Origin of the sequence: Streptomyces sp. NPDC057743, from assembly GCF_042798755.1 — a bacterium.
In the GTDB taxonomy this organism is placed as follows: Bacteria; Actinomycetota; Actinomycetes; order Streptomycetales; family Streptomycetaceae; genus Streptomyces.
The window spans coordinates 111,489-136,092 of the sequence record NZ_JBHVJX010000007.1; the positions used below are offsets into that span (position 1 = coordinate 111,489).

Consider the following 24,604-nt stretch of genomic DNA (forward strand, 5'->3'; position numbering starts at 1 on the left):
CCGGACGAGGTGCCGAAAGTCCCGGGCGGGGAAGGACGATCGACCCGGTCCGGTGCGGGGCGGTCGACCGCGATCCGGTACGAACCGCGGTCGTAGGGCCGGCGGATGGCGTCCGAGCCCTCCTCGGCCCCTAGGAGGTAACCCCGAGACGCCACGGGGGTGCCCGTACGGGATGGCCCTCACCGGGCCCTGAGACAACGGGGGTTGGGAGTCGTCCGAGCGGTCGATGAATGCGCGGCGAGGCGCCGAGATGCTGGTGGGGACCGATCGGCGGGGCGTGGTCGCCCCGCCGAGGAAGCAGAAGGGACGACCCTCATGAACGCCCGGAGCCCGCGCCCCGCCGCGGTTCCCGCCGAAGCACTGCGGGATCCACGCAGCCGCAAGGCCCTGCACGGAATGAAGCTGCTGGTCGGCGGATACCTCGCAATCAGCGTGCTCACCCTCGCGGCCCTCTTCGTGCTCCGCGGCGACGCGACCGTCGTCAACGACGCGGTCTGGGTCCGGGTCAGCATCGTCGTCGCCAGCGCCCTGCTGTCGTTCGCCTTCGCCGTCCGGGCCGCCCGCGGTTCCCGGGGCGCCTACCGCAGACTGCGGATCGTCTCCGCGGTGATGGTGGTGGCGATAGCCGTCATCGTCGCGGTCCCCGGTCCCTTCCCGCTGTGGCTGAAGCTGGAGCAGGGCGTCTGCGGGCTCGCGCTGCTCGGCGTCCTCGTGGTCGCCAACGGCAGCCATCTGCGGGCCCTGTTCGCGGCCGAGTAGCCGCCCGCCGCGGGGGAGCGGGCGGCACGGGTCGGCCCCGGCGGGTGCCACACCCGCCGGGGCCGTGGCGCCGCGGCCGCGCCGGCTCAGGGCCCGCCCGACGGGGACGGGTGACGGGTCAGGTTCGGACAGACCCTAGGCCGACATCACCCGCTGTGCCTTTATCGACTGCAACAGCCCGATCGCGACCCAGCCCGCGAACATCGACGATCCGCCGTAGCTGACGAAGGGCAGTGGCAGCCCGGTGACCGGCATGATGCCGAGGTTCATCCCGATGTTCTCGAACGCCTGGAAGGCCAACCAGCCCACGATGCCGGTGGCGACGACCGTGCCGTAGAGGTCGGGGCACTGGCGCGCGATGCGGCAGGCCCGCCACAGCACCACCCCGATGAGGGCGATGATCAGGCTCGCGCCGATGAAGCCCAGTTCCTCACCGGCGACCGAGAAGACGAAGTCGGTCTGCTGCTCGGGCACGAACTGGCCGTTGGTCTGGGCCCCGCGGAAGAGCCCGGAGCCGGTCAGCCCGCCCGCGCCGATCGCGATCCGCGCCTGGCTGGTGTTGTAGCCGACGCCCGAGGGGTCGAGCGCGGGATCAGCGAACGCGGCGAACCGGTTGATCTGGTACTGGTCCAGCAGATGGAACTGCCAGACCGCCAGGCAGCCGACCACGCCGATCCCCAGCAGGCCCACCACCCACCGCTTCGGCGCGCCCGCGGCCATCAGCATGCACAGCACGATCGCCGCGATGCCCAGTACCTGCCCCAGGTCCGGGGTGAGCATGATCAACGCTGCCGGGACCCCGCCCAGGGCGAGGGCCCGGACGATGCCCCGTTGGTCCGGCTGGGAGAGGTCGCCGGCATCCACCCGCGAGGTGAGCGCCACCGCCATCGCGATGATGATCGCGACCTTGACGAACTCGGCGGGTTGGATGGACATCCCGCCACCGATCACGATCCACCGCCGGGAGCCGTTGATGGTCGCCCCGACGGGCGTCAGCACCAGCGCCACCAGCAGCACCGTCACCACGTAGAGGATGGCCGCGGTGTCCCGGAGGCGGCGGTGGCCGTACCAGAGGGTCAGCGCCCCCAGGGCGAGGCCGATGCCGGTGTTGATGAGGTGCCGCAGCACGAAGAAGTACGGGTCGCCCTGGTTGAGTTCCATCCGGCCGCGGGTCGCGGAGAAGACCAGCAGCGCGCCGATCGCGGAGAGCGCGAACGCCGCGCCGAACAGCATCCAGTCGAGCCGGCGGACCAGGGACCCCCGGCCGAGGATTCTGCCCCAGGCCGACTTGGCGCGGGTGGTCCCGCGCACGGGAAAGCTGATGGCACTCAACCTTGGCCTCCTGTCCGGACGCAGCCACGACAGCCAGACACTACTCCGCTTATTTGCGCAACTACGAAAGCATGCGGTGTGTCGGTGCATTCGGCGGCGGACGGCCGCGTCGTGCGCTCCCTGGAGGAGCGGAAAGAGGGGCGCGATGGGGGGCAAGTCCTGGCAGATGGCGCGGTGTTGGGAGCCTCGCGCTGGGCACGGCTACGGTGCGACGTCCCGGCGGAAGAGGGCCGTCCAGAGGAACGGCTCCCCGAAGTGGGGGGATTCCGGCGGCTCGTCGTGCATCCGGCGGAGTTCGACCTCGGTCAGGTCGGCGAAGAGCGTGCGCAGCGAGTCGGGGGTGTACGCGAGTCCGCCGTGCAGGCCGGCCCCGCGGTAGAAGTCGGCGTCCGCGAGCTCGGAGCCCATCGCGCCGGCCGCGAAGCAGCTCAGGCCGAAGTGACCGCCGGGGGCCAGCGCCCGGTCCAGGAGGGCGAGATAGCTGATGCGGCGGTGCGGCGGCAGGTGGTGGAAACAGCCGGAGTCGTAGATCAGGTCGTAGGGGCCGACGAGTTCGCCGGCCGAGGTGCCGTCCGGGGCAGTGGGCTTAGCGAAGGCGTCCCCGCAGTGGAAGCGGACCGCGACGCCGGTCGTGCGGGCGCGCTCCTCGGCCCAGGCGAGGGCGGCCGGCGAGAGGTCCACGGCGTCCACCTCGAAGCCCAACGAGGCCAGGTGCAGCGCATTCCGGCCCGGCCCGCAGCCCAGGTCCAGGGCCCGGCCGCCGGAGAGCAACCCGCGGTCGAGGTACGAGACGAGGTTCTCGTCCGGCTTCGCCACGAAGAACGGCACCGACCGGTCGCGGTCCGCGTAGAAGCCGTCCCACCAGGAGGCGCCGCCCGCCGTCCAGCGGTCCGCCTCCGGCGCGAACAGGCCGTCGAGCAGCCCGAGTACGTCCTCCACGGTGCGGATGTTGCGCTCTACCCCGTCTACCTCGTTTACCCGGTCTAGCCGGTCCACGTGGTCCGTCCTCCTCACCTGCCGCTCCAACTGGGCGTGCCGTCCCCGCTCCTCGGACCCGTCCGCAGTGCCCATCCGCCCTCCCGGTCTCGTACCGTGCCCGGTCCCGTCCCGTGCCCGTGGCTGTGCCCGTCCTCGTGCCCGGGTCCGGGCACGTCCTCGTGCCTGAGCCCGCCCTCGTCCCGGTACCTGCCTGGTCGTTGCCGGTGACGATAGGGGAGGGCGGGGCGGGCGCCCAGGTCGTCCACGTGGCGCGCAACGGATCACCGGCCGTCTGGCGGCCGGAGCCGGGGGTGCCGGCCGCCCCGGTCCGCCGCCACCGGGGGCGCCAGGTACGCTCCCCGCTCCGCCCCGCTACGGGCCCAACTCGGGGCGGGGTACGGGCACTTTCTGAGCGCGTGGCGAACGGCGGCGGAAGCCGGTCGTCCGGTCGCGGCTCACGGTGTTCACGTCCCGGTCACGACCTCCACCGAGCCGATGTACTCCCGCGTCTCCTCGTCCGGCAGTCGCACCGCCTGCGCCCAGTAGTAGATGACGAGGCTGAACGCGGCGATGAGGGCGATGTCCCACCACAGGGGAAGGGCGTCGGTCGCGCCGCAGGAGACCTTGGACGCCGGGCCGGTGCTGCAGAAGCCGCCCTGCCAGGAGATCACGCCCATGCCCAGCAGATACACCGGCAGCCACTGCGCGTGCTTCCAGTCCAGGTGCGGGACCTTGGGGTTGAGGCGGAGCAGCGCCGAGCCGCCGAGCAGCAGATAGCCCAGGACGATCGCCACGCCCAGCCGCCACAGGGTGTCCCAACCCGCCCAATAGATGATCAAGTTGGCGACGACGAAGGCCACCGGGGCCCAGAAGAGGCCGCCGGGCAGCCGGTAGGGGCGCGGCCGGTCCGGGTCCTGCTTGCGCAGGCAGCCGAAGGCGAGCGGGGCACCGGCGTACATCAGCACGCTCGCGGAGGTCACGAAGCCCACCAGCTTCTGCCAGGTGGGGAACGGCAGGAAGACCACGAGCCCGATGACGAAGGCGACCAGCAGCCCGAACCACGGCACACCGCGCCTGGTGGTGCGCTCGAAGACCGCCGGGACATAGCCGTTGCGGGACAGCCCGTAGGAGACGCGGGAGGTGGCCGTCACATAGATGAGGCCGGTCCCGGACGGCGAGACGACCGCGTCGATGTAGAGGAGCGTGGCCAGCCAACCCAGGCCGACGGTGGTGGCGAGGCCGGCGAACGGGCCGGCCTTGCCGCTGAACGAGAGGTTGGCCCAGCCGCCGTGCGCGAACGCGGTGTGCGGCAGTGCCCCGATGAACACCGCCTGTAGCGCGACGTACACCAGCACGCCGATGAGGATCGAGCCGAGGACCGCGCGCGGGATGTCCCGGGCCGGATCGCGGCTCTCGCCCGCCAACTGGTCGGCCTGCTCGAAGCCGAGGAGGGCGAAGATGATGCCGCTGGTGCTGATCGCGGAGAGCATGCCGCGGACGCCGAACGGCGCGAAGCCCTGGTAGCCGAAGTTGTCCTGATGGAAGACGGCGGAGCCCATCACCACGATGGTGAGCACCGGGACGGCCAGCTTCCACCAGGTTGCCACGCTGTTGGTGTGGGCCAGCCATCGGATGCCGAAGAAGTTGACGACGATGAAGAACGCCATGAAGGCGACGGCGAGTCCGTAGCCGGCCGGGGTCAGATGGTTCTTGCCGGTCTGGACCCAGGGGGCGTGCACGCTGAGGTAGTTCAGCGACGCCATGACCTCGATCGGCGCCACGGTGACCGCTTGCAGCCAGGAGAACCAGCCGAAGGACGCGCCGGCGGCGCTGCCGAACGCGTAGTGCGGGAAGCGCGCGGTGCCGCCCGCGACCGGGTACATGGCGCCCAGCTCGGCGTGGACGAACGCCAGGATGACGATGGCGACGGCCCCGATGCCCCAGGAGGCCAGCGCCGCGGTGCCCGCCGCCTGTGCCGCGAGCAGCGCCCCGAACAGCCATCCGGACCCGATGATCGACCCCTCCGAGGTCCAGATCAGCCCGATGAGCCCGATGTCGCGTCTCAGTCCGGGGTTCTTGGGGGCGGCGGGTTCGGTCGGCTTGTGCATCTCCATGGGGCGTGCCCTCGTTCTGCTGCGATGGGTGCGGCGGCTGACGGCGGGCCCGATGACCTGTGCGGGCCTACGTACCTTTTGCCCCAATAGTTCAGGACGGGTGCGGGCAGAACAGTACGCCGCGCCGGGGCGCCGCGACCGCGTACCACGACGGCGTCAACTGCCGCGGGCGGCGCGCCGGGTGCGTCATATGCCGGGTGTGTCGTATGCCGTGTGAGGACGCGCGTCACTGGCCGATGCCGAGTGAGGGTGTGCGTGAGGGGCCGTGCGGACGGTGCGTCACATGCCGTGTGAGGCAGAGCTGATGGCGTGCGGGCCCGGCGCGAGGGGGAGGGCGGGCGGAGCGGGGGAGCCTGCCGGGTGGTGGGTGTCGGCGCTGGGCGGTGCCACTTCTACGCCGGTCTCGTCGAGGTCGACCGCCCAGGTGATGCCGGCGATGCTGACGATGAACGCGAGGGCCAGGCCGATCGCCCCGAACGGGATGCGCCGATGCCACCGCTGCGGGCCGTCGCTGTCCTGCATGCCCGTTTCGCCCTCCCTCGCGTGACTGCGGTGCGCGGTGCGGGCGCGCTCGACCGCCCGGCCCGGCGCGCGACACGACGGGTGCAGGGCTCCACACCACGCGGGTCGTGCCCGGTGTCGCGCGCACCCCATCTTCCTTGAAAACGCGGCCAGTTGACCATCACCCATAAGGGGACACTGGCACCGGGAGCGCGTACCGTCACTTCACGGCTTCACGGCTTCACGGCTTCACGGCTTCACGGCGTGCAGCATGCGCAGGCCCTCCAGCCCGCGGCCGGGACGGAGAGGGGCGCGCCGTGGCTAGTCCTGGAGTCCCAGGACGACCCCGCGTCCGGCATACACGCGGTCCAGCGTCTGCCAGTCGACGGGGGCGAACTCCTGTGAACTGCCGGGGAACCCGGAGGGGTTGTGGATCACCACGTGGTTCGGGGTGACGCCGATAGCCAGGACCAGGTGGCCGCCCCGGTGCGGCGGTTCGGGGTCGGCGTCCCGGATGGCGGGGTGGACGGAGAGCAGTACCAGCCGGCCGGCGCCGATCAGGGCGGGGAGTTCCTCCCGGGGGAGCTGGGGGCGGGACTGCGCCAACAGGCCCCAGCGGCGCTCCACATAGGAGGCGAACGGCGCGTAGATCAAGCCGCGCAGGCCGTCCTCGTGGCGCACGTAGGCGCCGGCGTCCAGGCATGCGGTGGCGAGGCCCATGGCGGTGGGGACCGGGTGTCGCCAGAAGGCGAGCGCCATCCGTAGGCAGGCCATCCCGCACAACCGCCAGGACCACCAGGCGTATTCCTCGGGGCTGTTGGCCCCGTATTCCGGCCAGCGAGGGTCCTCGGTGGCCGGGACGGTGCCGGCGATGATCGCGGGGACGAGTTCCGGGGAGGCCCACTGGGAGTAGTAGGGGACGGGGTGGATGAGGGTGCCGTGGGTGGGGTGGTGGGGAGGGGCGGGATCGGTGGGGCCCATGGGGCCGGTGGGGCCGGTGAGGTGGGTGGCGTTGGTGGGCATGGTGCAGGGTATCGACGGCGGCGGGGAATGGGGCGGCCCGACGGTGGGGCTGGAGCGGGAGGGGCGCCTCCCGGCGCCGGGCCGGTGGCCGTCTGCGGTTGTCCGTGATGGCTGTGATGGCTGTGATGGCTGTGATGGTCCGTGGTCACACGGTGCGCGGTGGCTCCCAGACCGAGGCGTCGTGGGCGAAGTACACCCGACGCGGATCGAACGCGGCGAGCCGGTCGAGCCAGGGGTGGTAGGCGGGGAGCGGCGGCGCCACGCCGTCGCGGGCCGCCCGGCGGGCCAGGTCGGCGCTGGCGTAGTGCGAGGCGAAGTCGTGTGCCTGGCCGGCCAGTACGACCGTGCCGCCGGGGCCGCGGAGGACCAGCGACTGGTGCCCGTCGGTGTGGCCGGGCGTCGGCACGACCCGGACGCCCGGCCAGATCTCGGCCTCGCCGGCGACCTCCTCGTAGCGCGCACCGGGGAAGTCGATCAACGCGTCGATCGTGTAGTCGCCGCGGCGCGCGGTGGCCAGCTCCACCTCCTGCACCACGATGGGCTTTCCGGCCAGCAGTGGGTTGCCGCCGCAGTGGTCGAAGTGCAGATGACAGTTGACGACGAGGGAGACCTCGGCGAGCGACGCGCCGATGGTGGCCAACGCGGCCTGGAGCGGGCGGCGTTGGGGACGGTAGTGGGCCTCGGTCTCCGGGTCCGCGGCGCCGATGCCGGTGTCGAAGAGGAGCAGGCCCCGCTCGTGCTCCACCAGGTAGGCCAGGGCCGGCTCCACGCGGGGCTCCGGGCCGCCGGTCTCCACCGCCGGCCGGACGAAGTACCCCAGGTCGAGGCGGTGCACCGCCAGGTGCGTTGAGGTCGTCTGCATGTCCCCATGATTCACGGGCCGTTCGGGCGCCGCAGCCGTTTTCCGACCGTGGCCCGGCGGGCGCCCGCACCACCGATCCCCCGGTGGTGCGGGCGGGGGAGGGCCCGCTGCCGGCCCGGGACGGCCTGGTCCTCGGCTTACGGGACCCCGCCGAGAATCAGGGCCGCTCCGCTGCCCGTCAGGTCATCCCGACGCTCAGTACGTCGAGGCGGTGCGCCGCGGGGGCGTCGATCGCCAACTCCGGCCGCCATACGGCGAGTACCTGTGCCGACGGCGTGAACAGCGGGCCGGGTAGCGCGGTGGGGGAGTGCCACTCCCACGCGCTGACCAACTCCGGCTCCGCCGCGTACGGCGTCCCCTCGTAGCGGGTGACGAGCGCCGCCATCGTGATGCGGCGCAGACCGTGGAAGTCGTCGTGCAGCATCGTGAAGACCCGGACGTCGTCCGGCTCGGCGTGCAGCCCGGTCTCCTCGCGCAGTTCGCGGGCCGCGGCGGACCGTACGCCCTCGCCCGGGTCGACCTTGCCGCCGGGCAGTTCCCACGTCCCCGCCCGGTGCCGGCCGAGCAGGACCCGTCCGTCCGCGTCCAGCACGATCACGCCGACCCCGAACACGGCCTGCGCCTGCGGCGGTTGGTCACCGCGCTGCCGGCTGGTCACCGCGCCCGTGCCCACGCCCGTCCCGCTGTCCATCCCGTCCCTCTTTCGACTCCGTGAAGCGGCCCACCCCGGACCGGGCCGGGAACCATCTTCCCCACCTTCGCCCATAACCGCTGGTCACCTCCACCGATCCGGCCGAACTCGGTCGGTGGAGGTTGCCGAACCGGCGCGGAACCGGTCGGCTTGGATGGCTGACCGTGCCGACAACGGCCAGTCCGGGGCAGCACGTCCGGCGATCACGCCCGACCGTCCGGCAACCACGTTCAGCTCCAGCTCCACGTCCAGCTCCGGCTCCACATCCAGATCCAGTTCCAGTTTCAGTTCGAGGGTCAGATCCAGCGATCATGTCCGGAAATCGCCTGCGAGGGAGAGGCGGACGGACGCGAAGCGGCCCGCCGGCTGCGGGTCGGCCGTTCGGCTGAGCCGTTGCGGGCCGTCGCTTCCGTAACCTGCCGGAGTGGAACCTCACGCACCCCTTCCGCGCCGCGCCCGGTGGACGGCCACCGGCGCGCTGTCCCTGTTGCTCGTCCTGTGCTGGCTCGTCGACTGGGCGAGCGTCCAACCGCTGACCGGATACCGGCACACCATCGCGGACTTCGTCCCGCTCGCCACCGCGCCGTTCTTCATGGCGCTGTTGTTGGTGCCGCACCCGTGGCTGACGGTGTCGCGCCGCGCCGCGTTCGCGGCGGCCGGCTCATGGGCGGTGACCCTCGCACTCGTCGGCCTGCCCACCCGGAGCGCGGCCGGGTCGTGGGGCCTGCCGGAGACCGTGGCGCTGCTGGGCATCCTCCTGGCCACCGCCCGGCGGGCCGCACCGCCGCGCACCGCCGTCGTCCTGTGCGTCGCGCTCGGCACCGCCGTCGTCGCGGCCCCGCTGCGGATGCGGCACTACGAGGACCTCGTCAACTACGCCTTCGTCCTCACCCTCGCCGTCGGCGCCGTGCTCGGCCTGGGCGTCTACCTGCGCGCCCTGGACGCCCGCCGCGCCCGCGCCGTCGCCGCCGTCCGCCAGGGCGAACGGCTGGAACTCGCCCGCGATCTGCACGACTTCGTGGCCCACCACGTGACCGGCATCGTCGTCCAGGCCCAGGCCGCCCGGACGATCCGCGCCACCGCCCCCGAGCGGGCCGACGCGATGCTGCTCGGCATCGAGCGGGCCGGGCTGGAGACGCTGGACTCGATGCGTCGACTGGTCCGGGTTCTGCGCGAGGAGGAGGGCCGCGGGGTGCGCCCCGGCGAGCTGTACGCCGCGCTCGCCGAACTGGCCGCCGACTTCTCGCGGCGCGGCGGCCCGGACGTCACGGTCCGGATCGACGCCGCTGCCCGCCGCGCCCGCCTCGCCCCCGAGGTCGAGACCTCCGTGCAGCGCGCGGTGCAGGAGGCGCTGACCAATGTGCGCCGCCATGCGCCGGGGGCGACCACGGTCGCCATTCGCGCCACCCTCCAAGGGCCGCAGTCGCCGTTGACCGTCGAGGTGCGCAACGGCCCGTCGGGCGAGCGGGGTGCGGCCGCGCCCGCCGGCGGCCGCGGCGGCTTCGGGCTGGTCGGGCTGCGGGAGCGCGCCGAGGCGGTGGGCGGCGCGCTGACCGCCGGACCGATGCCGGAGGGCGGCTGGCAGCTCACCGCGTCGTTCCCCGTACTGGGCCAGGGCCCCGCCGAGGGGCCGGACACCGGCGAGGGCCCGGATGAGGGCAAGGGGCCGGATGCGGACGAGGGGCCGGGCGCGGGAGACGGCCCGGGCACCGGTGACGGCCCCGATGCCGGTGACGCCCGCGACGCTGGTGACGGGCCCGACGCCGGCGGTGGCGTGGCACGATCGGAGCCGTGAGCGCTTCCCCCACCTCCCCACCCGAGCCGGAGCCGGCGCACCGGGCCCGTGCGACCCGCGTCCTCATCGCCGACGACCAGGAAATGGTCCGCACCGGCTTTCAACTGATCCTCGACGCCCAACCGGACATCGAGGTCATCGCCGAGGTCGCCGACGGCGCGGCCTGTGTGGAGGTCGCCCGGCGGCTGAGGCCCGACGTCTGCCTGGTGGACATCCGGATGCCCAAGCTGGACGGCCTGGACGTCACCCGGGCCCTCGCCGGCCCGGACGCCGTCGACCCCCTACGGGTCGTGGTGGTGACCACCTTCGACCAGGACGACTACGTCTACGGCGCCCTCCAGGGCGGCGCCTGTGGCTTCCTCCTCAAGGACGCCGGCCCCGGCCTCCTGGTGGAGGCCGTCCGGGCCGCCGCCCGCGGCGATGCGCTGGTCTCCCCGTCGGTGACGGTACGGCTGCTGGAACGGCTGGGGCCGCACCCGGGCGCCGACGGCACCGGTGCCACGGACGACGCCGGGCGCCCCCAACGGTCCCAAGGGTTCCAAGGGGCCTACGAGCCCCAAGGCCCGCTCACCGAACGGGAGATGGACGTCGCCAGGTTGGTGGCGCGGGGGCGCACCAATCAGGAGATCTGCCAGGAGCTCTATGTGTCGCTGGGCACCGTGAAGACGCACCTCGGCAGCATCCAGACCAAGCTGGGCGTCCGCAACCGGGTCGAGATCGCCGCCTGGGCGTGGGAAACGGGCGCGGTGCGGTCCCGCTGACCGCCTCGGCCGATCGGCCGAGGGCCGCGGGGCGTCTCTGGCCGAACGGCAGAGGTCCGGGGCACCCCCGCTGGCCGACCGTGGTGGCATGCAGCAGTCCACCACCGCAACACCGCCCGCGCCGGCCCGGACGCCGACGCCCGGCGCGCACCGCATCCGTGCCCTCGACGCCCTCCGCGGCTTCGCGCTGTGCGGCATCCTCCTGGTCAACATCCCGCAGATCACCGACATGCTCTTCGGGCCGCGGCCCGGCGTCCTGCACCCAATCCGCGCGTTCCTGGACCTCACCGTCCAGGAACGCTTCTTCCCGATCTTCTCCTTCCTCTTCGGGATCAGCTTCGCGCTCTTCCTCGACGGCGCCGCCCGCCGTTCGGACCGGCCGCGACTGCTCCTGGTACGGCGCCTGGTCGCGCTTGGCCTCCTCGGGGCGGCGCACCAACTCCTGCACCCCGGCGAGGCGCTCGCCCCGTACGCGATCTTCGGGTTGCTCGTGTTGCTGCCCGCCACCTGGCTGCCCACCCCGGTGGTCCTGGTAGGCGGCGTCGGCCTCACCGCCGCGTCCGTGACGCTCGCCTCGGGCGGACTCCTCACCATCCCGGGCCTGTTCCTGCTCGGCCTCGCGGTCGCCCGCCTCGGCGTCCCGCGCGCCCTGGACCACCGCACCGGACGGCTCGCCGCGGTACTCGCGGTGGCCGCGCCCGTGGCGGCGGCCGCGGTCTCGTGGCAGCACGCCACCGACCCCGCCGACGCGCACGCCACCCGGATCGCCGCGGGCGCCGGCCTCCTGACCGCCGTCGCCTACGCGGTCGCCCTGCTCCTGCTGCTGCGCACCCCGCTCGGCCCGGCGCTCTCCGCCGTCCTCGAACCGCTCGGCCGCATGGCGCTCACCAACTACCTGACCGCGACCCTCCTCGTCGTCGCGGCCGCACCCCTGCTCGGCCTGCGCCACTCCCTCCACTGGGGCACCGCCATGGCGTTGGCGCTGGTCATCCTCACCGCACAGGTACTGGCGAGCCGTTGGTGGCTGGCCCGCTTCCGCTACGGCCCGGCGGAGTGGTGCCTCCGCTGCGTCACCTGGTGGGAGCGCGTGCCCAACCGCCGCTGAACCCGCGGGTGTTGACCGGATACTTGGGCGGGCGAGGCCCGGTGTTCCCGGTGTTCCCGGCGCCATCGGCGGGCGGGGGTGCGTTTCCGTAACGGCGACGCGCCCCCGCCGGCGCGCGCTCCTTATACTCGCCCGGCTCCTCACCGGGCGCGGGAGGCCCGAAGGTGTGCACAAAGGAGTGAAGGCAGGACTGCGGAATCGTTTCGGCGGGTGAGGCTCTCTGCGTGTTGACCAAAGCCTGGTGGCGCCGCGCAGCCACGACAACAGCCCTGATCACCGCAGCAGTTCTCCCGGTCGCCGCCTCCACCGCCATAGCCGACCCCGCCCCGCCGCCCGCCCCGGCGCAGGACGCACGGCCCGCCGGCACGACGTTCACCGAGCCGCACAGCGGACTCCCGGAGCCGCCGCCCGTCGGTCAGGTGCGGACCGAACTCGCCGGTCTGCACGTCGCGTCACCGCACTCGATGAACGGCTACAGCCGCACGAAGTTCCCGCACTGGATCAAGCAGCACGGGGAGTGCGACACCCGCGAGTTGGTCCTCGCCCGGGACGGCGAGGGCATCAGGCAGGACGAGAAGTGCCGGGCCGTCGAGGGAAGGTGGTTCAGCGAGTACGACGCGAAGGTCTTCACGGTCTCCGGCCAGCTCGACATCGACCACGTCGTGCCGCTGGCCAATGCCTGGCGTTCCGGCGCCGACGAGTGGACCACCCCCGAGCGGCGGGCCTTCGCCAACGACCTCGTGCACTCCCAACTGATCGCCGTGTCGGCCAACTCCAACCGGCAGAAGGGTGACCAGTCCCCGGACCAGTGGGCCCCGCCGCGGCACGCCTACTGGTGCACCTACGCCCGCGCCTGGACCGACGTCAAACACCGCTACCACCTGAACGTCACCGAGCCGGAGAAGGCGAAGCTCGGCGAGATGCTGAACACCTGCGAGCGGTGACCACCCCCGATCGCGACGGGCTCACCGACCGGGTCACGGCCGGCCCCGGCGGTGCGATGACGGTGCAGGTCGGCGTCATCACCGGCGACCTGACCGTCACCACCACCGACCTGGGTGACGGCACGGCCGCCGTCGTCATCCACTACACCGGCGCCGAAGACCGCTACGACCTCGAAGGCGGCCCGGTACGCATCCCGCCGACGGGCATCGTCGGGCTCCACCGGGCGGTGCTCGACGCCGTGCGCACCGGCGGTGCAGCGTCTGTGCCCGACACCTGGCCGTCGTTCTAGGGCCCAGCCGCCGCTGACCCATCGGACCCCTACTTCCCTGTCCGCTACGGGAGTTCGGCCGCTCGGCCGGGTGCCCGTGTCCGGCGCCGCTCCGACCGGGGCGGCGCCGAAACTTTTCCCGTCCGCCGCCCCGCGCGGGCCCTTCTTCGGCGCCCTTCGCCGGGGCGCTGCGTAAGTTCTCCATGTCCTCAGGGATACCAGCGGCCACTGACAGCGCCCCCTCCTTCGCACTCGCGAAGGAGATCGATCGAGGGGTTGCTGGAGGGCGAGTTGGAGGGGGCGGGGCGGAAGGGTTGCCTCCGCTCGCCGTCAGGCCGGGAAGCGGCGGACGTACCGCTTCTGCCAGGGGGTTTCCACCGCGTGCCGGTCGTAGTGGTGGCGGACGAACGCCACCGCATCCTCGGGCGGGACGCCGTCCAGGACGGCCAGGCAGGCCAGGGCCGTGCCGGTGCGGCCGCGGCCGCCGCCGCAGGCGAGTTCGACGCGTTCCTCGGTTGCCCGTTCCCATGCCGTGGTCAGTGCCTGGCGGGCCGCTTCGCGGTTGCTCGGCAGGCGGAAGTCGGGCCAGCGCAACCACGTGGATTCCCACGTGACTTCGGGTGGTTGGCGGCCCAGGAGGTAGACGCCGTAGGTGGGTTGGGGGCCGTCGGGGAGCGGGTGGCGCAGGCCGCGGCCGCGGATCAGGCGACCGGAGGGCAGTCGCAGGACCCCGGCGGCGGCGGCGTTCCAGGTTTCCGGCATCCGCTCAGCCTAGGTCGGAACAAGGGGAGTTGGCGGGGAGTTGGGGTGCCGGGATGGGCGCTGGACTCGGGGAGAGCGTCCGCGGGCGCCGCGGGGCGCGTTGGATTCGCAACTGGGAAGATATCGGCAATCGCAATCGTGCCATTAACCGACCGTAGCGTTGGTGGATGACTTCTGTGACGATGTACGGTCCCGGAACACGAGGGTGGCCCTGGCAAGGCTGGAACCGGAGCCAGGGCCACTCATTCGCATCTCGTCTCGATCGAGGAGGAACTGATGCCCCCTGACCGAACATTCCACTGGAACCTGAAGGAGCCCCAGTTGAAGCGATACGAAGCTAACATCCCTCGCAGGGGCCCGGTTGAAACCGGAAACCGGCGTGACTTCCCGGTCAACGCCCGTGTTGACGCCCCGTTCCGGGCCCGGTTCGCCCTCCGGTGCGATGTGCAACTCGCCGTTCCGCTGGGCGCGTTCCTCGCGATTCCGTACGTGGGCAACGTCCTGGTGCACGGTGCCGACGCCCGCTGGATGCCCGCCGTCGCGCTGGTCGCGCTGGCCGGGGTCGGTCGGTCCCGGCTTCGCCACCAGCATCGACGCGCCGGCTGACGGGGGCGCGGCGGGGAGCCGCCCGTTCTCGGAATGACGCGCTCGGACGGTGGTCCGAGACCTGGGTCCGCCGCGGTGCCGGAGCCCTTCCGGCGCCGCGGCGGACCACCCGGCCCGGTGCCGGGGTCGTGCCGCGACGCCGAACGGCCGCGGGGCCCGGCCCCGATGCCGGTCCGGCAAACGGCACATCGCCCATTTCTGCGGCGAGTTCACGGTGGCAACTGCCCCCAGAAGGATTACAGCTGATGTCTCCTAAGGATCCTGGACCGGTCCCCTGTGCGAGGGCCGGTTGCCCCAACGAAGTGGAGAGCGGGTCCGGTCCCGGCCGGCGCCGGAAGTACTGCAGCGACGCCTGCGGCCGGGCCGTCCGCAAGATCCGCAGTTCCCGGCGGACCCCGGACACCAAGGCCCACGACGAGGACGCCCTCCAGGTCGCCGACGACATGGCCTGCCGGATCGCGGTCCTCCGGACCCAGATACGCGACGGTGACGCACTGGCCGGGCTACGGCAGGTCGTTGACCTCAACAGCGACCTGGAGTGCGTCACCGCCGCCGTGGTGCAGCAGGCCCGGGACCGCGGCCACCGGGGCGCGGCCATCGCCGAGGCCCTGCACGTCGGGGTGGACAAGATCGGGCGGACGTACACCCGGGAGCGGATCGGCCGGAAGCTGACCCAGCGGCGCGAGCGACGGGCGGCGTTGCTCGCCGCCGCCCCGGCGGTCCCGCCGCCGCTGCCGGTCCGCCCGGGCCAACTGGCCGCTGCCCGCCCGGGCTCGCCGATGTCCGTGGCCCGTACGGATGGTGAGCGGCGCCGGCCCACCGCCGTCCGTCCGGGCCCGCACCGCCGAGGCTGCCCGGAGGGCGAGAGCGGCGGCGAAGGCGGAGGGAGAGCGGACCACGGAGTGGAGCAAGCGAGGGGGCAAGGGGCGGGCGGCAAGGCGGCGGGGCAGGACCCGCACAGCGCGCTGGCCTCGGCGCTGTCCCACCTCCAGCGCGCCGGCGACAAGACCCTCCGGGCGCTGGCGGACGAGGCGCGGGTGAGCCCCTCCTACGTCTCCCGCATCCTCTCGGGCGAGCGCAGCCCCTCCTGGAAGGTCACCCGCCGGATGGCCCTCGCCTGCGGCGGTGACCCGGAGGCCATGCGTCCCCTGTGGGACGCGGCCCATGGGCGACACCCGGCCCGGGCCGGCAGCCTGCACGCCGCGCTGCGCGGGCTCTACCTCTCGGCGGCCTGCCCGGACCCCGTGCAGATCTGCACCTCCAGCGGAAACGTGCTGACGGAAGGGGAGTTCACCGGCCTGCTGTCCGGCTCCCTGGTGCCGGACTGGGAGACCGTCGGCACGGTCGTCGGCGCGCTGCACGGCCGCCCGGACGACATCCGTCCGCTCTGGGACCATGCGCGGCTCGCCCAACTCGCCCCGGTCACCTACGGGTTGGTGCCGGAGCGTCACACCCCGCGCGCCGAGGCGTTCGGATGACGGCGGCCCCCTCCCGCGTGCCGGCCCAGAAGGCGGCCCGGCGCGCGGTGCCCGCGGTCCCCCCGGTGGTCGCCCTGCCGCCCGCCTTCGAGGCGTTCTACGCCCTGCACTGCGCGCGCTACCTCGGCTACGCCCTGGCCCACGCGGGGGAGCCGGCCGCCTCCCGGATGGTGGGCGAGGCGATGGGCGAGGTCGCCATCCGGTGGGCCGACATCGTCCGCCGGCCCAACCCGGCGGCCTGCGCCTGGATGCTGGTGCGCACCCGCATCCGGCAGCGGAGCCGGTGCCCGGGCCCCGCCCCGGAGGGTGCGGCGTGGGGCAACCCGGACGGCTCCGGGTTACGCCAACCCACCCTGGAGTACGACGCGTTTGTGCTGCACGAGGTGCTCGGCTACTCGGTGGCGGAGGCGGCCGAGGTGATGGGGGAGGAGGCCAGCCGGGTCCGTTACGCGCTGGCGGCGGGGCACGGTCGGGCCCGGCCGGTGAGCGTGGCGGGTCCGGCGACGGGCGGTGCCCCGGTTGTCGTGCGCGGGGCCCCGTGCGCGTGAACCGCGCGGCGGGGCCCCTGCGTCATGCCGTCCCGTGTGGCGTCGCGCCGAGCGTCAACGGCAGTCCGGGTGGCCCCAGCCGTTCGGTCCCTTGGCGACCTGGGCGCCGGCCTCGTAGGCGGCGCGGCAACCGCCGCACCGCCCGGCGTACTTGGCCTTGATGGTGCCGCCGCCGGTCCGCGCGCGGCGCGCGGGCTTGGCCGGCTTCTTGGCGCCGCCGGGGCGCTCCATCGCTTCGGCGCGCGGGGCCGGGACGGTCGGGGTGCCGTGGGAGGTGCCGGCGGCCTGCTGGGACGTGGCGGAGTCGCTGGCCGCCTGGTCGGCGATGGCGTTCAGCGGGTCGCCGTCCACCTGGTGGGCCGGGACGTACCGGAACTCCACCGGGCGGCCGTCCAGCAGCGCGTCGATCCGCATCACCAGTTCCCGGTTGGCGACCGGCTTCCTGGACGCGGTCAGCCAGCCGTTCCGCTTCCAGCCGGCGATCCACTTGGTCACCGCGTTCATCGCGTACTGGGAGTCCATCCGGACCTCCAGCGGCCGCGCCGGGTCGGTGGCCTCCAGCAGCTCGGCCAGGGCCGTCAGCTCGGCGACGTTGTTGGTCGTCGAGCCCAGCGGGCCGGCCTCCCAGCGGGTGGGGTTCTCCTCGGCGTCGGCGGTGACCCACGCCCAGGCGGCGGGTCCCGGGTTTCCTTTGCTGGCCCCGTCACAGGCAGCGATGATGCGATCGGACATCCCCCGATCATGCCATCTCGGGGCCGGTCACCCCGCATGCGCGGAATCGGGGTGACGGTGGGGGCACGGAGTGTGGTCGCTCACTGCTGGCCGGTGTGTCGTCGTCCAGGAGGAACGGGGCGTCCGGCGCCGCCTGGGGGTCGTAGGGGGTGCGGGTGCCGGTGGCGAAGGCGCGGGCGAAGGTCGGCCCGTCGACGGCGGTGCGCACCCGGGCGCCGATGCGGTCCACGTCGCCGCGCTCGGCCGGGGGTGCGGGGCGCCGGCGAGCCCCTCCAGGGCGAGGGCCACCGAGCGGGGGTCCTTGGTGGCCAGGGCGGCGGCGAGGCCGTCGCGGTGGTGGGCCAGGGCGCGGTCGGCGTCGCCGCGCTGTTCGGCGATGAAGTCCAACTTGGCCAGTACCAGGGCGAGTTCAGGGGTGTCGCCGCGGCGGCGGTGCCAGGCAAGCCAGGGGCGCAGCCGCTCCTCGGCGGTCGCCAGCCGCTCCTGGCGCCGGGGCCCCGCCGACCCCGCATACGGTCTGCTGCGGATCACTCCCCGACGCATACAGGTCGTCTACGGGACCGACCTCAGCAGTGGCCTCTGGACGGACGGGGGTTGGGCCTGACTCCGTTCCACCCGCTGCCGGTCACCGCCGGGCCGGGTCCGGCGCGGGCGCCCGGCCCCGCCCGACGAGCAGGGTCCCCAGTGCGGTTCGACGGTGCAACACCGCCCGGCCGGCCCGCTCCGTGGAGATCAGGCCCGCCCCGCGCAGCGCGGCGGTGTGGGCCGAGACGGTGGCGTCGCTGACGCGCAGGCGGCGGGCGAGCGCCCCGGTGGTGTGCTCCTCGCCGAGCAGCAGCAGGACCTCCAGCCGGGTCCGGCCGACCACCGCGGCGAGCGCCTCGTCGCTGCCGCCGACCGGGACCGGCGGCAGCGGCAGCCCCGGCCCGGCCGGATAGGTCAGGTGCAGCGGTCGACCGGGCAACTCCGCGAGCAGGGGCGGCCCGACCCAGTGGAAGGTGGGGACCAGGATCACCCCGTGCCCCCGCAGTTCGACCTCGCGCGGACCGTCGCCGGCCGCGCCCCCAAGGGCCGGCGGGCCTGCCAACTCCCAACGGTCGCCCCGGAATCGGGCCCCCGGGACCAGCGCGTCCAGCGCGGCCGCCACGCCGTGCTCGGCGACGGTCACGGCGTAGCGGGTGAACTCCGCCTGGTGCAGGTCCTGGACGAGCGGCCAGACGGGTCGGAGGACGGTGTCGAAGGCGGCGACCCGGGCCCGGCCCAGCAGCCGCCAGGCGTCGGCGTCGCCGCGGTGCAGGTCGTGCACCCAACGCGGGGCCGGCGAAGGGTGCCCGGCGTAGACCCGCTCGATCTCGGCGCGGACCAGGCCCGGGTCGGTGGCCCGGACGGACTCCAACTCCTCGGCGAGGTCGTCGCCGAACTGGTCGAGGAAGCGTGGGGGCCGCAGGCCGGGGACGAGGTCGCCGAAGGGTGCGGCGGCCGGCGGCAGGGCGCGGAGCGTCCGCTGCCGCCAGCGGCCGAAGAGCGTCGCGGCGTCGCGGCGGCAGGCCATCCCGAGCGCCACGTTCAGCTCCTGGAGCGGGGCCGGCCGCGCCGCGAACCGGACTCGGGCGAAGTCGGCGGCCGTGAAGCGGATCCGGATCACCGCACCCTCCCGTTCCCGTTCCCGTTCTGGCTTGTCCCTGCCCTGTCGCGCCGCCGTGGCGCCAGCCTTTCGGCCAGAGCCTAAAGGATCGCCGCCGGCCGGCTACCGGAGCAGCATGACGACCGCGGCCGGGGCTCCGCACCGGAGTACCGGAGTACTGGAGCAGCGGGGCAACGGCGCAACGGGGCAACGGGGCGTCCGCGGACGGGCGTTGACGACGGCTCGGCAGACGAAAGGGCGGACGAGATGGCGGACGAGATGGCGCACGAGGAGCGAGGGGGAGCGATGCCCCGGAGGACGGACGGTGCGGTGGCGGGCACCGGTGGGGGAGGGGTGGGCCGGCGGGTGATCGTCGGGGCGGGGGCGTCGCTGGCGGCGGCGCTGCTGCTGGGCGGCGGTGGCGCGCCCGGGGCGTCGGCACGGGAACGCGTGCCGGAAGCGAAACGACCGGGACGACCGGGACGAGCGGGGAGATCGGGGCTATCGGGACGACCGGGTCGTTCCGGTGTGACGTTGCGCCTGCCGGCGCCGACCGGGCCACACCCGATCGGCACCACCGCGCTCTACCTGGTCGACCCGTCCCGGGCCGATCCATGGGAACCCGCCATCCGGGTACGGGAGTTGATGCTCACGGTGTACTACCCGGCCCGGGCGGCCCACGGCCGCCCGGTGGCCCGCCAGATGACGCCGGCCGCCGCGGCGGTCTTCGGGCAGCTCGATGCCGTCCTGCACCGCCTGCCGAGGCACGGGGTGGACTGGGCGGCCACCAGGACGCATGCCCATCCGGGCGCGCCCGCCCGGGAACGGCCGGCGCCGGTGCTCCTCTATTCGCCGGGCGGCGGCGATCCGCGCACCCTGGGCACCGGCCCGGCGGAGGAACTGGCCAGCCACGGCGCGGTGGTGGTGACCGTCGACCACCCCGGCGACGCCAGCGAGGTGGAGTTTCCGGTGACTCGGGCGGGGCGGCCGGGGCGGGTCCGGACGACGGAGTTCCGGTACGACCCCCGGACCGACCCGCCCCTCTTCCGCACCGCGATCGAGACCAGGATCGCCGACCTCCGGTTCGTCGTCGACCAGTTGGCGCTGCTGGCGGCCGGCGAGAACCCCGACGCGGCCGGGCGCGCCCTGCCCGCCGGCCTCGAACGGGCCTTGGACCTGCGGCGATTGGGCGCCTACGGCCACTCGGCGGGCGGCACCGCAGTGGCCGAGGCGCTGTACGAAGACCCACGGATCGGCGCCGCGGTCAACCTGGAGGGCTTCCTCGACTGGCCCGCGCCGGCACCCGGCCGGGCGGGGGCGCTGCTCCCGGTCGCCCGGCACGGCGTGGACCGCCCGCTGCTGCTGCTCGGCAGCGCCGGCTTCGCCGGCAAACCCGAGCTGGCGCGCTCCTGGTCGGCGGTCCGGGCCCGTTCCGGGGACCGGGTCCACCGCGCGGAGATCGCCCGCGGCGCGCACTGGGTCTTCACCGACTACGCGGCCCTCGCCCCGCAGTTGCAGTCCGCCGGGCTGATGGGCGCCGCGGACCGGCGGGCACTGGTCGGCGCGATCGCTCCGGCCGTATCCGTCCCGTTGGTGCGGGCCCGGCTGCGGTCGTTCTTCGCCCGGCACCTGCCGCGTCGGTGACACCGGCGCGGCAGGTGCCGGCGCGTAGCACCGTCACCTGGGGGTGGAGGTCGGGCGACGGGCGGGCGGTACGGGGGACCGCCCGCCCGTCCCCGCCGTCAGGCCACCGCGCCCTGGGTCCACGCGCGGGCCAGGATCGTGTCCACTGTCTCCGGCACGGTCTGCCGTGAGGTGTCCAGCCACAGGCCCAGGTCGCGGGGCGTCTGTGTCCGGATCAGGGCGTCCAGGTCGCGCACCGACCAGTCCGGCCCGTAGGCGGTCTTGGGGCGGTCGGCCTCGCGCGCCGCGACCGCCTCCGGGTCGGGCAGCAGGGCGACTACCGCCAGCGGGCGGGTCGCGATGTCGACGGTCATCTGCGCCAGGTGTTCGCCGAGGAGGATGTCCTGGACGATCACGGTGAAGCCGGCTCGGGCGTACTCGTCGGCGCAGTGGGCCGTCAGCCGGTGCCGCAGCCGGAGTTGGGCGAGCGCCTCCTCGCCCGCGTCCGGGGTCATGCCGACCTGGCCGCTGACGATGTTCCGCCGGAAGCCGTCGCCGCGTAGATGCACCGCCTTGGGCAGCCGCTCGGCGAGGGCCTGGGCAACGGTGGACTTGCCGGCGGCCTGGATGCCGGTGATCACCACAACTCCCGGGGCCAGCCAGGGGCCTTGGGGGACGGGGCGCGGGGCGGGGGAATCAGGGGCGTGCGTGGTCATGGAGTCCATGGTGGCGGCCGCCGCCCTCCGGCGCCGCCGAATTTCCACCGGCACGATCGTGCGCCAAGGCCCCTGGCTGACGCCCGGGCCCCACCGCCCCACCCGCTACCCCGCTCCGTATGCTCGGGTGACGAGGCTCGGAGGCTGACCACCTTCTAAGGGAGAACGGCGGACATGACGGCCACCTACTACCAGGACCGCTGGATCACCTGCGCCCAGGACGGGCTGCGGATCCGCGGCTACTACTTCCCGTGGGGCACCAAGACCATCCCGTACACCGCGATCCGCTCGGTGCGCCGGGTGGAGATGGGGGTGCTGACCGGCCAGGGCCGCATCTGGGGCACCGGGCACCCGCGGTACTGGGCGAGCCTGGACCCGAAGCGGATGTCCAAGTCCACCGCGCTGATCCTCGATCTCGGCCGCTACGTCCGGCCGTTCCTCACCCCCGACGACCCGGACGCGGTGGAGGCGGTCCTCCGCGCGCGGATGCCGTCGGGGGCGACTCAGGGTGCGGGCGACCCGCAGTAGTCGCGCCGTTCGATGCCGTGCCGTGCCGTGCCGTGCCGCGCCGTTCCGGGCAACCGGTGGGGCGGGCAGGGGCGTTCAGCCGGTGGCGGCCGGCTGCTGCGCGCGGGCCAGTTCGCGGCGCAGGCGCATGAAGGGGCGCGGGCGGTTGAGGGCGAGGACGGCGGTGGTGCGGCCGTCGCGCTCGTAGCGGGCGAGGAAGCTGCGGTCGTCCGGGGAGCCCTCGACGATGCGGGGGACGTCGCCGGGTGCCCGGCGGCCGGCGAACTGGATGCGGACGCCGTACTGGTCGGACCAGAAGTAGGGGACGGTGTGGGGGGTGCGGACGGTGCGGCCGGCGAGGAGGTTGTGCACGGCGGTGCCGGCCTGTTCGGTGGCGCTGGTCCAGTGTTCGGCGCGGGCGCCGGCCACGTGGGCGACATCGCCGGCGGCCACGATGGTGGGGATCGGCGTGACGCAGCCGGCGTCGCAGCGGACGCCGTCGCCGAGCGGCAGTCCGGAGCCTTCGAGCCAGTCGGTGTGCGGGCGGACGCCGATGCCGGTGACGACGACGTCGGCGGGCAGCAGCCGGCCGTCGGAGAGCTCCACGGCGGCGACCCGGCCGTCGTCGCCCCCGACGTGCAGCTGCCGGACGCCGGTGCCGGTGAGCAGCCTGACGCCGTGATCGCCGTGGAGACGGGAGCACAACTCGGCCATGGTGTGGCCCAGTTGCGGGACGAGGGGGAGCGGTGCGGCCTCCACGACGGTGACCCGGTGGCCGAGGGCGGAGCACGAGGCGGCGACCTCGGCGCCGATGAACCCGCCGCCGATGACCACGACTTGGGCCGGGCCGCCGCGGGTCAGGTCGGCGCGCAGTGCCCGGGCGTCGTCGACGGTGCGCAGGGTGTGCGAGCCGACCGGTGCGGGGCCGGGGAGGCGGCGCGGGGTGGCGCCGGTGGCGAGTACCACGCCGTCGGTGGCCAGGGCGCGTCCGGTGTCGAGGTGAACGGTGCGCAGGCGGGTGTCGAGGCCGGTGGCGCGGGTGCCCAGGAGCCAGTCCGCGTCGAGTTCGGCGAGCTCCTCGGTGTCGGTGAGGGCGAGCGCGGGCTGTGTGGCCGGGTCCTGGTCGGGGTCGTCCGTGGTGGCGGGTGCGGTGAGGAACTCCTTGGAGAGCGGCGGGCGGTCGTAGGGGCGGTGGGGTTCCGCCCCGACGATGGTCAACCGGCCGTCGTACCCCTGCGCGCGCAGCGCCCGCGCGGCGTACAGCCCGGCCAGTGAGGCTCCGATGACGGTGACCGACTTCATGCGGCGGTGCCTTCTTCCTCGGCGGTGAGGTGGACGTAGACCATGCCGTTCTCGATCGAGACGGGGTGGGTGCGGACGGGGCGGCGGGCGGGCAGGCAGGTCGGGGCTCCGGTGCGGAGATCGAATGAAGCGGCGTGCAGCGGGCATTCGACCAGACACCCCTCCAGCCACCCGTCCGCGAGTGAGGCGTCCTGGTGGGTGCAGGTGTCGTCGATGGCGTAGAGCTCTCCGTCGGCGTTGAACACGGCGATCGGAGGTGCGGTGTCGAGGCGAACGGACTCGCCGGCGGGCAGTTCAGCGAGGTGGCAGACGGGAATCACTGGGCCCCCCTGTTACTGTTCGGTACTCTTGAGTTTCGCAATCCGCACGACAAAGCGTTATGCGCAACAGAATCCAGTCGGAGGCTTGGCCCGTCAAGCGGTCTCCGGGAAAGCCGGCCCGATCGGGCCGCTGGGTGGTGGCAGCGAGCTGGGTGGTGACACGGATCTATGACGGAATCGGCCAAGGCCCAGGCGCGGGCGGAGAAGCAGCCGGCAGGCAGGTCGGACCCGAAGCCGCACGATGCGGGGGCGGGCAAGCCGTCCAGAGGGGCGGCGAGCGCGGTGCAGTCGGTGGACCGGGCGGTCACGGTGCTGGAGATCCTGGCCAGACTCGGCGAGGCCGGAGTGACCGAGATCGCCGACGAGTTGGGCGTGCACAAGTCGACCGCGTTCCGGCTGCTGGGCGTGCTGGAGAACCGCGGACTGGTCGCCCAGGAGCAGGAGCGCGGCAAGTACTACCTCGGCGCCGGGGTGTTGCGGCTGGCCGGGGCCGCCGCGGTGCGGCTGGACATCTCCCAGGAGGGCGCGGCCGTATGCCGCACGCTCGCCGACGAGTTGGGCGAGACGGTGAACATCGCGGTGCTGGAGAGCGATGCCGCGGTGAACATCATGCAGGCGCGCGGCCCGGCGTCGGTCACCGCACAGAACTGGCTCGGCCGGCGCACGCCGCTGCACGCCACGTCCAGCGGCAAGGCGCTGCTGGCCTATCAGCCGCCGACGGTCCGAGAGGCCGTGCTGGCGCGGAAGTTGCCCCGGCTGACCGAGCGGACCGTGACCTCGCCGGTCGTGCTGCGCGACCAGTTGGCCGAGGTGGTGGAGCGGGGGTTTGCGGTAGCGGTGGAGGAGTTGGAGCTGGGGTTGCGCGCGGTCGCTGCCCCGGTGCGGGCGCACGACGGCTCGGTCATCGGGGCGATCAGCGTGTCGGTGCCGGCGTACCGGCTGGACGAGCAGCGGTTGCCGGAGGTGGTCAAGCGCACCGTCGCCGCCGGTGAGGAGCTCTCCCGGCGGATGGGGTACGCCTGTTGACGGGGGAGCGGCGGTCCGGGCGGGGGGCTCGTTGACCGCCGGATGAGTCAACTGGGCCGCGGGGCCGGGTCGTTGACCCGGCCCCGCGGTCGTGTGTGCGGGCCGGGCACGGGCGCTCCGCTTTGCGTCCGCATGCGTAACCATCCCTTTACAAACCGCTAGCGCGCACCTCTTGACGCTACCGATACGCCGTTCCCAAGATGTCTCCCATCGCGCAACTAGTCGT

General features: G+C 73.7%; 26 protein-coding genes. 12 read left to right on the forward strand and 14 right to left on the reverse strand.

Features of this window, described 5'->3' with window-relative positions:
• Positions 1–315 precede the first annotated feature (315 nt).
• The gene (locus ACFVFQ_RS10220; RefSeq protein ID WP_383411869.1) at positions 316–759 is read left to right on the forward strand and encodes a hypothetical protein; all 444 of its coding nucleotides are present in this window, start codon (positions 316–318) and stop codon (positions 757–759) included.
• A 135-nt stretch (positions 760–894) separates the two neighbouring features.
• Here the strand turns inward: ACFVFQ_RS10220 and rodA are convergent, their stop codons facing one another.
• From rodA to ACFVFQ_RS10255, 7 genes are all read right to left on the reverse strand, one after another.
• Entirely contained in the window at positions 895–2,091 is a 1,197-nt protein-coding gene (gene rodA / locus ACFVFQ_RS10225) for a rod shape-determining protein RodA (protein WP_383411872.1), read from the reverse strand.
• Positions 2,092–2,292: 201 nt separating this feature from the next.
• Positions 2,293–3,030, reverse strand: coding sequence for a class I SAM-dependent methyltransferase (locus ACFVFQ_RS10230; protein WP_383411875.1), 738 nt, complete (start codon positions 3,028–3,030; stop codon positions 2,293–2,295).
• A 503-nt stretch (positions 3,031–3,533) separates the two neighbouring features.
• Positions 3,534–5,183, reverse strand: coding sequence for an APC family permease (locus ACFVFQ_RS10235; protein WP_383411878.1), 1,650 nt, complete (start codon positions 5,181–5,183; stop codon positions 3,534–3,536).
• Between the two features lie 279 nt (positions 5,184–5,462).
• Positions 5,463–5,705: a hypothetical protein gene (locus tag ACFVFQ_RS10240; protein WP_383411881.1), complete on the reverse strand. Its 243-nt coding sequence runs from the start codon at positions 5,703–5,705 to the stop codon at positions 5,463–5,465.
• Positions 5,706–6,005: 300 nt separating this feature from the next.
• Positions 6,006–6,665, reverse strand: a complete 660-nt coding sequence (locus tag ACFVFQ_RS10245; protein WP_383412345.1) for a C39 family peptidase — start codon at positions 6,663–6,665, stop codon at positions 6,006–6,008.
• 187 nt (positions 6,666–6,852) lie between these two features.
• Positions 6,853–7,569 (reverse strand): N-acyl homoserine lactonase family protein, encoded by a 717-nt coding sequence (locus ACFVFQ_RS10250; protein ID WP_383411883.1) that lies wholly within the window; start codon positions 7,567–7,569, stop codon positions 6,853–6,855.
• Positions 7,570–7,747: 178 nt separating this feature from the next.
• Positions 7,748–8,260: an NUDIX hydrolase gene (locus ACFVFQ_RS10255; protein WP_383411885.1), complete on the reverse strand. Its 513-nt coding sequence runs from the start codon at positions 8,258–8,260 to the stop codon at positions 7,748–7,750.
• Positions 8,261–8,684: 424 nt separating this feature from the next.
• Between ACFVFQ_RS10255 and ACFVFQ_RS10260 the strand changes: the two genes are divergently transcribed.
• The 5 genes from ACFVFQ_RS10260 to ACFVFQ_RS10280 all read left to right on the forward strand — a co-directional run bounded on the left by ACFVFQ_RS10260 (position 8,685) and on the right by ACFVFQ_RS10280 (position 13,155).
• Positions 8,685–10,055 carry a sensor histidine kinase gene (locus ACFVFQ_RS10260; RefSeq protein ID WP_383411888.1) on the forward strand — a complete coding sequence of 457 codons (1,371 nt, stop codon included), beginning with the start codon at positions 8,685–8,687 and terminating at the stop codon, positions 10,053–10,055.
• Positions 10,056–10,138: 83 nt separating this feature from the next.
• Positions 10,139–10,816 carry a response regulator gene (locus tag ACFVFQ_RS10265; protein ID WP_383412348.1) on the forward strand — a complete coding sequence of 226 codons (678 nt, stop codon included), beginning with the start codon at positions 10,139–10,141 and terminating at the stop codon, positions 10,814–10,816.
• 88 nt (positions 10,817–10,904) lie between these two features.
• A complete protein-coding gene (locus ACFVFQ_RS10270) occupies positions 10,905–11,921 on the forward strand; it encodes a DUF418 domain-containing protein (RefSeq protein WP_383411891.1) in 1,017 nt (338 codons plus the stop codon).
• A 227-nt stretch (positions 11,922–12,148) separates the two neighbouring features.
• Positions 12,149–12,865, forward strand: coding sequence for an HNH endonuclease family protein (locus ACFVFQ_RS10275; protein WP_383412352.1), 717 nt, complete (start codon positions 12,149–12,151; stop codon positions 12,863–12,865).
• Positions 12,862–13,155 carry a hypothetical protein gene (locus ACFVFQ_RS10280; RefSeq protein ID WP_383411894.1) on the forward strand — a complete coding sequence of 98 codons (294 nt, stop codon included), beginning with the start codon at positions 12,862–12,864 and terminating at the stop codon, positions 13,153–13,155. Before ACFVFQ_RS10275 ends, ACFVFQ_RS10280 begins: the two co-directional genes overlap by 4 nt.
• 309 nt (positions 13,156–13,464) lie before the next feature.
• On the opposite strand, the gene ACFVFQ_RS10285 is transcribed toward ACFVFQ_RS10280, so the two are convergent.
• Complete coding sequence (locus ACFVFQ_RS10285; protein ID WP_383411897.1) at positions 13,465–13,896, reverse strand: protein phosphatase; 432 nt, start codon at positions 13,894–13,896, stop codon at positions 13,465–13,467.
• Between the two features lie 321 nt (positions 13,897–14,217).
• Between ACFVFQ_RS10285 and ACFVFQ_RS10290 the strand changes: the two genes are divergently transcribed.
• From ACFVFQ_RS10290 to ACFVFQ_RS10300, 3 genes are all read left to right on the forward strand, one after another.
• Complete coding sequence (locus ACFVFQ_RS10290) at positions 14,218–14,502, forward strand: hypothetical protein (RefSeq protein ID WP_383411900.1); 285 nt, start codon at positions 14,218–14,220, stop codon at positions 14,500–14,502.
• Between the two features lie 302 nt (positions 14,503–14,804).
• Positions 14,805–15,980 carry a helix-turn-helix domain-containing protein gene (locus ACFVFQ_RS10295; RefSeq protein WP_383411903.1) on the forward strand — a complete coding sequence of 392 codons (1,176 nt, stop codon included), beginning with the start codon at positions 14,805–14,807 and terminating at the stop codon, positions 15,978–15,980.
• On the forward strand, positions 15,977–16,528 hold the full coding sequence (locus ACFVFQ_RS10300; RefSeq protein WP_383411906.1) for a hypothetical protein: 552 nt from the start codon (positions 15,977–15,979) through the stop codon (positions 16,526–16,528). The genes ACFVFQ_RS10295 and ACFVFQ_RS10300 overlap by 4 nt, the downstream gene beginning before the upstream one ends.
• Positions 16,529–16,582: 54 nt before the next feature.
• On the opposite strand, the gene ACFVFQ_RS10305 is transcribed toward ACFVFQ_RS10300, so the two are convergent.
• From ACFVFQ_RS10305 to ACFVFQ_RS10315, 3 genes are all read right to left on the reverse strand, one after another.
• Entirely contained in the window at positions 16,583–17,260 is a 678-nt protein-coding gene (locus tag ACFVFQ_RS10305; RefSeq protein ID WP_383411909.1) for a ribonuclease H, read from the reverse strand.
• Between the two features lie 27 nt (positions 17,261–17,287).
• The gene (locus ACFVFQ_RS10310; RefSeq protein WP_383411912.1) at positions 17,288–17,791 is read right to left on the reverse strand and encodes a hypothetical protein; all 504 of its coding nucleotides are present in this window, start codon (positions 17,789–17,791) and stop codon (positions 17,288–17,290) included.
• Positions 17,792–17,885: 94 nt separating this feature from the next.
• Entirely contained in the window at positions 17,886–18,905 is a 1,020-nt protein-coding gene (locus ACFVFQ_RS10315; protein WP_383411915.1) for an ArsR/SmtB family transcription factor, read from the reverse strand.
• 507 nt (positions 18,906–19,412) lie between these two features.
• Here ACFVFQ_RS10315 and ACFVFQ_RS10320 point away from each other — a divergent pair.
• Positions 19,413–20,528 (forward strand): alpha/beta hydrolase, encoded by a 1,116-nt coding sequence (locus ACFVFQ_RS10320; protein ID WP_383411918.1) that lies wholly within the window; start codon positions 19,413–19,415, stop codon positions 20,526–20,528.
• Positions 20,529–20,626: 98 nt separating this feature from the next.
• Here the strand turns inward: ACFVFQ_RS10320 and ACFVFQ_RS10325 are convergent, their stop codons facing one another.
• Positions 20,627–21,223: an AAA family ATPase gene (locus ACFVFQ_RS10325; protein WP_383411921.1), complete on the reverse strand. Its 597-nt coding sequence runs from the start codon at positions 21,221–21,223 to the stop codon at positions 20,627–20,629.
• 174 nt (positions 21,224–21,397) lie between these two features.
• Here ACFVFQ_RS10325 and ACFVFQ_RS10330 point away from each other — a divergent pair, with 174 nt between their 5' ends.
• Entirely contained in the window at positions 21,398–21,751 is a 354-nt protein-coding gene (locus ACFVFQ_RS10330) for a hypothetical protein (protein ID WP_383411924.1), read from the forward strand.
• 75 nt (positions 21,752–21,826) lie between these two features.
• Here the strand turns inward: ACFVFQ_RS10330 and ACFVFQ_RS10335 are convergent, their stop codons facing one another.
• Both ACFVFQ_RS10335 and ACFVFQ_RS10340 read right to left on the reverse strand, forming a co-directional pair.
• The gene (locus tag ACFVFQ_RS10335) at positions 21,827–23,032 is read right to left on the reverse strand and encodes an NAD(P)/FAD-dependent oxidoreductase (RefSeq protein ID WP_383411927.1); all 1,206 of its coding nucleotides are present in this window, start codon (positions 23,030–23,032) and stop codon (positions 21,827–21,829) included.
• The gene (locus ACFVFQ_RS10340; RefSeq protein ID WP_383411932.1) at positions 23,029–23,352 is read right to left on the reverse strand and encodes a bifunctional 3-phenylpropionate/cinnamic acid dioxygenase ferredoxin subunit; all 324 of its coding nucleotides are present in this window, start codon (positions 23,350–23,352) and stop codon (positions 23,029–23,031) included. The genes ACFVFQ_RS10335 and ACFVFQ_RS10340 overlap by 4 nt, the downstream gene beginning before the upstream one ends.
• Positions 23,353–23,634: 282 nt before the next feature.
• On the opposite strand from ACFVFQ_RS10340, the gene ACFVFQ_RS10345 reads away from it, so the two are divergent.
• Positions 23,635–24,378, forward strand: coding sequence for an IclR family transcriptional regulator (locus ACFVFQ_RS10345; RefSeq protein ID WP_383412356.1), 744 nt, complete (start codon positions 23,635–23,637; stop codon positions 24,376–24,378).
• Positions 24,379–24,604 lie beyond the last annotated feature (226 nt).